At 65.6% G+C, this 7,414-nt stretch carries 5 protein-coding genes and 1 pseudogene; 1 reads left to right on the top strand and 5 read right to left on the bottom strand.

Annotated elements, in window-relative coordinates; genetic code table 11:
- Nucleotides 1-115 precede the first annotated feature (115 nt).
- From boxB to BRAS3809_RS10165, 4 genes are all read right to left on the bottom strand, one after another.
- Nucleotides 116-1,567, bottom strand: a complete 1,452-nt coding sequence (gene boxB / locus BRAS3809_RS10150) for a benzoyl-CoA 2,3-epoxidase subunit BoxB (RefSeq protein WP_035655943.1) — start codon at nt 1,565-1,567, stop codon at nt 116-118.
- A gap of 118 nt (nt 1,568-1,685) precedes the next feature.
- Nucleotides 1,686-3,374, bottom strand: a complete 1,689-nt coding sequence (gene boxC, locus BRAS3809_RS10155) for a 2,3-epoxybenzoyl-CoA dihydrolase (protein ID WP_035655945.1) — start codon at nt 3,372-3,374, stop codon at nt 1,686-1,688.
- 96 nt (nt 3,375-3,470) lie between these two features.
- Nucleotides 3,471-4,274, bottom strand: a complete 804-nt coding sequence (locus BRAS3809_RS10160; RefSeq protein ID WP_008962000.1) for an alpha/beta fold hydrolase — start codon at nt 4,272-4,274, stop codon at nt 3,471-3,473.
- A 178-nt stretch (nt 4,275-4,452) separates the two neighbouring features.
- Complete coding sequence (locus tag BRAS3809_RS10165; RefSeq protein ID WP_008962001.1) at nt 4,453-5,973, bottom strand: benzoate-CoA ligase family protein; 1,521 nt, start codon at nt 5,971-5,973, stop codon at nt 4,453-4,455.
- A 127-nt stretch (nt 5,974-6,100) separates the two neighbouring features.
- Between BRAS3809_RS10165 and BRAS3809_RS10170 the strand changes: the two genes are divergently transcribed.
- Entirely contained in the window at nt 6,101-7,024 is a 924-nt protein-coding gene (locus BRAS3809_RS10170; protein ID WP_008962002.1) for a helix-turn-helix transcriptional regulator, read from the top strand.
- Nucleotides 7,025-7,232: 208 nt separating this feature from the next.
- On the opposite strand, the pseudogene BRAS3809_RS10175 reads toward BRAS3809_RS10170, so the two are convergent.
- Nucleotides 7,233-7,414, bottom strand: a pseudogene (locus tag BRAS3809_RS10175) (DUF4231 domain-containing protein); the annotation flags it as partial.

Below are 7,414 nucleotides of genomic sequence, written 5' to 3' on the forward strand. Positions count from 1 at the left end.
CTCCCCGCAAAGGGCGGGGAGAGGTTTGGAGGCCGGCGCTCGGAGCTGATTCAGCGTGAATAGCGAATAGGATGCCTGCCCTATTCGCTACTCGCAATTCGCTATTCGCTTCCGATCAGGTCTCGATCTTCACGTATTCGAAGTCGCCCGGCTTGTTGTCGATGCCGACCTTCGGCGGGGCGATCCAGGAGGCGTATTCGCCGATCTCCGTCACCGGCTTCATCAGCGAGGTGATGTAGGCACCGTCATCCAGCGACGGCAGCCAGTCGCCCTTGCGCTTCTGCCAGGTGGCCTCGTCGATCAGGATGCCGTCCGGCGTGGCGTGCACGTCCTTGAACTCGCCGATGGCGCGGTGGAAGGCGGTGTGCGGCAGCTTGAGCTGGAACTCGTAGCCGGCGGTGCTGATGATCTTGTTCCAGCGCAACAGGCCCTTGACGCAGTCCTGCGAGTAGTCGTCGCGCAGGCGCATGTTGAGCGCGGTCAACGCCGGCTCGTCGACGCGCTTGATCTCGCCATCGACCAGCTTGAGCACCGGATAGGTCGAGTTCTTGAGCTGGTGATCGTCCTGGATCTGGGTCTCGTGGTAGCGGCCCTTGATGCCGGCATTGAAGGCGTTGGCCGCGTTGGTCGAGACCTCCGAGCCGAACAGGTCGAGCGACAGCGTGTAGTGCAGGTTCAGCTTCTTCTGGATGGTCGGCAGGTCGATGACGCCGAGCGCGCGGACCTTGGCGATATCGGTGGGGTCATCGATGCCGGCGGCGCGCATCGCATCGACCGTGCGCTGGATGACGCGGCCGACGCCGGTCTCGCCGACGAACATGTGGTGCGCCTCTTCGGTCAGCATGAAGCGGCAGGTGCGCGACAGCGGATCGAAGCCCGACTGCGCGAGCGAGTGCAACTGCATCTTGCCGTCGCGGTCAGTGAAGTAGGTGAACATGAAGAACGACAGCCAGTCCGGCGTCTTCTCGTTGAAGGCGCCGAGCATGCGCGGAGAGTCCGCATCGCCCGAACGGCGGCGCAGCAGCTCATCCGCCTCCTCGCGGCCGTCGCGGCCGAAGTACTTCTGCAGCAGGTAGACCATCGCCCAGAGGTGCCGGCCCTCCTCGACATTGACCTGGAACAAATTGCGCATGTCGTAGAGCGACGGCGCGGTCTTGCCGAGATGGCGCTGCTGCTCGACCGAGGCCGGCTCGGTGTCGCCCTGGATCACGATCAGCCGGCGCATCAGCGCGCGATATTCACCGGGAACCTCCTGCCACGCCGGCTCGCCATAATGCTCACCGAACGGGATCTTGCGGTCCTCTTCCTGCGGCGCCAGCAGGATGCCCCAGCGATAGTCGGGCATCTTGACGTAGTCGAACTTGGCCCAGCCGCGCGGATCGACCGAATAGGCCGTGCGCAGGTAAACCAGCGACTGCTGGAAGCCCTCCGGGCCCATGTCGTTCCACCAGTCGACATAGCCGGGGTGCCAGCCTTCGAGCGCCTTGAGGACCTGACGGTCCTCGGCGAGATTCACGTTGTTCGGAATCTTGGTCGAGTAGTCGACGTTCATGATGTTCATGTTCATGGAGACCTCCCTAAAACCTTTCCGGTGGTCATGCCCGGCCTTGTGCCGGGCATCCACGTCGTGCGAGCTGCTTGGCTCGTGGATGGCCGGGTCGAGCCCGGCCATGACGGATGAAAACTTAAACGCGCGTCATGTCGTATTGCGGCCGCTCGCCGGTGCCGTAGCGCCGGAGTGCGCCGTCCTCGCCGACCGCGTTGGGCCGCTGGAAGATCCAGTTCTGCCAGGCGGTGAGGCGGGCAAAGATCTTCGACTCCATCGTCTCCGGACCGGCGAAGCGCAGATTGGCTTCGAGACCGGTGAGACTGTCGGGCGAGAAGCTGGCGCGCTCCTCGAGGAACACACGGATCTCGTCCTCCCAGTCGATATCATCCAGCGCGAAGGTGACGAGGCCGAGCTCCTCGGCATCCTCAGCCTCGAGCGGCTTGCCGACCTGCTCGTGCACGCGCGCGAGCCCGTTGGGATCGTCGAGGAAGCGCGACTGCAGCCGGGTCAGGCCGTGGCTCATCGGATAGGGGCCGAAATTCATCGCCGACAATTCGATCGACGGCGCCGGGCGGTTGTCGCCCTGGATGGTGCCGATCAGCATGTAGGAGCGGTCGGAGGCGAACACGAGCTCGGCCAGGGTGCCGGCAAAGCAGGAGCCGGGCTCGACCAGGGTCACCAGGGTGCGCGAGGTGACATCGATGCGCTTGAGCACGCGCTTCCAGTAGTGCCTGATCTCATTGACCAGCCAATGCGCCTTGTTGGCTTCGAGGAAGGCATCATGCGCGAGCACCTGGGCGCGGTCGCCATGCGACTTGAACACCAGCATCGCGATGCCGAGCTCGTTGATGCGCAGATGCAGGATGGCGTCATCAAGCTCGCGCGCGACCTGCAGCGGCCAGAACGACGCGCCCTGCCCGATCATGCCGTCGATATCAGCCGGCGGCGCGGCCTCGGGCGCCGAGATCGTGATGGTCGCGATGCGGGCGGCACGGTCGATGTCGACATTGACGAAGCCGTAGCGCACGCTGGACGCATCGATCACGCGCTTGAGCGGCGTGAGCGCGATGCCCTTGCCGCTGCCATTGCGCTTCGAGGCGGCCGCGAATTCCTTGGCGCGCTCGGCGACCTTGGCATCGACCTTGGAGTTCGGCGCGATCTCGTCGACCAGGCGCCACTGCACGGCGCGCTTGCCCTTGACGCCCTCCTCCGTGGTGCAGAACGCGTCCGCGCGGTCGCGGCGCACCTTGCGCTTGTCGACGACGCGGGTGAGGCCGCCGGTGCCCGGCAGCACCGCCAGCAGCGGCACCTCCGGCAGCGACACCGAGGACGAGCCGTCGTCGGCGAGGATGATGTGGTCGGTGGCGAGCGCGAGCTCGTAGCCGCCGCCGGCCGCGGTGCCGTTGACGACGGTGATGAAGCGCTGGCCGGAATTCTCGCTCGAATCCTCGAAGCCGTTGCGGGTCTCGTTGGTGAACTTGCAGAAGTTCACCTTGTGGGCGTGGGTGGCGCCCGCGAGCATGCGGATGTTGGCGCCGGCGCAGAACACGCGCGGCTTGGCCGAGCGCAGCACGACGACCTTCACCTCGGGGTGCTCGAAGCGCAGCCGCTGCACGGCATCGGCGAGCTCGATGTCGACACCGAGATCATAGGAGTTGAGCTTGAGCTGGTAGCCCTCGAACAGGCCGCCATTCTCGTCGACATCCATGGCGAGCGTCGCCACCTCGCCGTCGATCGAGAGCTTCCAATGCCGATAGCGGGAGGGATCGGTCTGAAAATCGATGAACGTCTTGCCTCCCGCGAGCACGCGGTCTTCCCCGGCCATGAGTCACCCTTGCGTTGGAGTGCTTATCGTTGAGATGCACAATAATTCATGTTTCGGCCGCCGTCTATCGCGAAAAGCCGAAACATGCACTTTGTTTCATGTTCGTGATCCCGGCGTCGGCAACGTGGCCGCCGCGAACTCGGCGATGACCCGCAAGGTCGCGTCCGGCGCCTCGCGATGCGGGGAATGGCCGGTGCGGGGCAGCATCGTCACCTCGACCGGGCAGTAGCACTCCTCCTGGATGATCTCGACCTGGCGGACGGTGCCGTATTGGTCATCGACGCCCTGGATGACCGCGACCGGGACCCGGATATGAGCGAGGTCGGCGGTGATGTCCCAGGCGCGGAACGCCGGATCGAGCCAGGCGCTGTTCCAGCCATGAAACGCGTTGTCGACATCCTTGTGCCAGCGCGCCAGCCTGGCGCGCAGCTCGGTGGTCTCATAGGCGGTCTTGATCGCGGCGATGGAGGCGACCGAGACATCCTCGACAACGACGTGCGGCGCGATCAGCACGATGCCGTCGAGCCGATGATCGGCCTGGCTGCCGGCATGGATCGCCGCGATCGACGCGCCGTCGGAATGGCCGACGAGCAGACCGCGCTGGAAGCCGATCTGGTCGAGCAGCTTCGGCAGCACCTCGCGCGCCTCGCGCTGCATGTAGTCGAGTGGGCGCGGCAGGGACACCGGCGTGGAGGCGCCGTAGCCGGCACGGGAATAGGCGAACACGGAGGCGCCGGTCGCTTGCTGGAGCTTGTCAGGGAAATCGCCCCACAGCCCGACCGAGCCGAGGCCTTCATGCAGCAGCACGATGCACGGGGCGTCGGATGGCTGCGGACCGATCAGGCGATATTCGAGCTGGGCGGAGTCGATGGTGAGGAAGCCGTTCGCTTCGAGCGTCATGCGCTATTCTCTCCTTCGTCATGCCCGGGCTTGCCCCGCCTGCGCGGCCGAAGCCGCTTCGGCGCGGCGGAGTCCCGGGCATCCACGTCTTTGTTCATCGCGGGAAGATGGATGGCCGGGTCAAGCCCGGCCATGACGACAACTAACAGCAGGACCAACTCACCGGCAGGAAGATCAACTACTGACTCGTTCCCTCGCGGAGCTTGAAGCGCTGGATCTTGCCGGTCGCGGTTTTCGGCAGGGACTCCACCACCTCGATCCAGCGCGGATATTTCCACGGGCCGATCTTCTGCTTCACATGCTCCTTCAACGCCTCGTGCAGGGTCGAGCGGTCGACGCTGGGGCGCAGCACGACATAGGCCTTCGGCTTCAGCAGACCTTCCGGATCGGCTTCCGGCACGACCGCGGCCTCGAGCACCGACGGATGCGTGATCAGCGCGCTCTCGACCTCGAACGGCGACACCCAGATGCCGGAGACCTTGAACATATCGTCGGAGCGGCCGCAGAAGGTGTAGCGGCCTTCGGCGTCGCGGACATATTTGTCGCCGGTGCGCGTCCAATAGCCCTCGAAGGTCGAGCGCGTCTTGTGGCGCTGATTCCAGTAGCCCTCGCCGGCCGAGGGCGCATGCACCAGCATCTCGCCGACCTCGCCGTCCGGCACGGCTTCGCCGGCTTCGTTGACGAGGCGCACCTGATACCCCGGCACCGGGCGGCCGGAGGAGCCGTATTTGATGTCGCCGGGCGCGTTGGACAGGAAGATGTGCAACAGCTCGGTCGAGCCGACGCCGTCGAGAATGTCGACACCGAAGCGCGCCTTCCAGGCGTTGCCGACCGACTCCGGCAGCGCCTCGCCGGCGGAGGTGCAGATGCGGAGCGCGCTGCCGGCCTTCTCATGGCGCAGCGACTCGTCGTGCAGCATCGCCGCGAACAAGGTCGGCACGCCGTAGAAGATGGTCGGGTTGTAGCGGTTCATCAGCTTGAACATCAACGCCGGCGTCGGCCGCTCAGAGTTGAGGATCGTGGTGGCGCCGACCGACAAGGGGAAGGTCAGCGCATTGCCGAGGCCATAGGCGAAAAACAGTTTTGCCGCGGACAGGCAAATGTCGCTTTCGCGGATGCCGAGCACCTGCTTGGCATAGGTCTCGGCGGTCGCCGCGAGATTGCCGTGCAGATGGCGCACGCCCTTGGGCATGCCGGTCGAGCCGGACGAATACAGCCAGAACGCCGGCTCGTCCTCATGGGTCGCGACCGTGTCGAACTGATCGCTCTCGCGCGCCAGCTCCTCCGACAGCAGCTTGTGGCCGAACGCGTTTGCGCCGGAGACGATGACGCAATTGAGATCGGGCATCCGGCCGACGATGTCCTTGACGACCGGATAGAGCGGCTCGGAGACGAACAGCACCCGGGCGCGGCAGTCCGCCAGCACATAGGCGTATTGCTCCGTCGTCAGCAAGGTGTTGAGCGGCACCGGGACGATGCCGGCGCGCATGCTGCCGAGAAACACCGCGGGGAAATCCACCGTGTCGAGCATGATCATCGCCACGCGCTCCTCGCGGCGGACGCCGAGGCGGTGCAGGAGATTGGCGACGCGGCAGGACTGCTGCTGCAGGCCGCGATAGGTCAGCTCGGAGACCGTGTCCGTGTAGGCAAGCTTGTCGCCACGTCCCGCCTCGACATTGCGGTCAAGCAACCACGACACCGCATTGTACGACTTCACGGCGTTCCTCCCCCGATTTTTGAATTATAATTCATAGAAGGCCACCAACGGCGCTTGCTGTCAATCCTCTCCGGCATTATGTTTCCGTTTCACAAGAAGTCAGAGGGACATGCCGCCAGATAGCGACGCAGCCAGGGATGATGCCGGCCAGTCGGCGGCCGAGACCGATTTCCTCGACCAGCTGGGCCAGCGGGTGCGGCGGATGCGCGGCCTCGCCGGCATGTCGCGCAAGGTGCTGGCCGAGGTCTCCGGTATTTCCGAACGCTACATCGCCCAGCTCGAAAGCGGCAAAGGCAACGTCTCGATCGTGCTGCTGCGCCGCATCGCCAACGCCATCAACGCGCCGCTCGACGACATCATTCCCGGCAACGAGCCGTCGCCGGACTGGCCCGTCATCCGCGATCTCCTGAAGAAGGCGAGCCCGAGCCAGATCGCCCAGGTCAAGGACCTGCTCGCCGGCGGGAGCTCGGCGCCGCTGCGCCGCACGTTCTCGGGCATCGCGCTGATCGGCCTGCGCGGCGCCGGCAAGTCGACCCTGGGGCGGATGCTGGCGGAGCGCATCGGCTGGAGCTTCGTCGAGCTCAACAAGGAGATCGAGCGGCAGAACGGATTGTCGGCCGCCGAGATCATCGCGCTGTACGGCCAGGAGGGTTTTCGCCGCATGGAGCAGGCGGCGCTGGTGCAGCTATTGGCGCGCAAGGAGCCGATGGTGCTGGCGACCGGCGGCGGCATCGTCTCCGAGCCCGTCACCTTCGACCTGATCCTGACCTCGTTCTACACGATCTGGCTCAAGGCCGAGCCGGAGGAGCACATGGCGCGCGTGCGCAAGCAGGGCGATCTGCGGCCGATGGCCGACGACCGCTCGGCCATGGCCGAGCTGCGCAACATCCTGGTGAGCCGCGAGCCGCTGTATGCGCGGGCGAATGCGGTGGTGGATACGGCGGGGCTGACGGTGGATGCGGCGGCGGCGCGGCTGGGCGAGGCGGTGAAGCCGGTGATCGCGAACGAAGCGCGGATGTTCGCGCGGGGGTGAGCTGGGTTGACAGCGGCGCAGACGTCGGTCCGCTGCGCGGCCAACGTCATTCCGGGGCAATCGTCAATGCGCAGCCGCAAGGCGGCTGTGCGTCGGCGATTGAACCCGGAATCCCCTTTTGATTGCGAATGGACCCAGACAATCTCGAGATTCCGGGTTCAGGGCCTGCGGCCCTGCCCCGGAATGACGGGGGTGGCGACCAAGTCAGTCACCCGCCGGTCGCGGCGATCGCGCGATCGTGGGCTTCGAGAATCGTCTTGAGCTTGTCCTTGGTGTCCTTCACGTCGGCCCCGGTTTTCTCGTCGAGCAGCAGTCCGTTGAGCGCGCTGTGCGTCAGCCGGTTGGCCACCCATTTGCGCTCGAAGCCGAGCTTGGACTGGACGGTCGAGA

Source organism: Bradyrhizobium sp. STM 3809, assembly GCF_000239795.1.
In the GTDB taxonomy this organism is placed as follows: Bacteria; Pseudomonadota; Alphaproteobacteria; order Rhizobiales; family Xanthobacteraceae; genus Bradyrhizobium.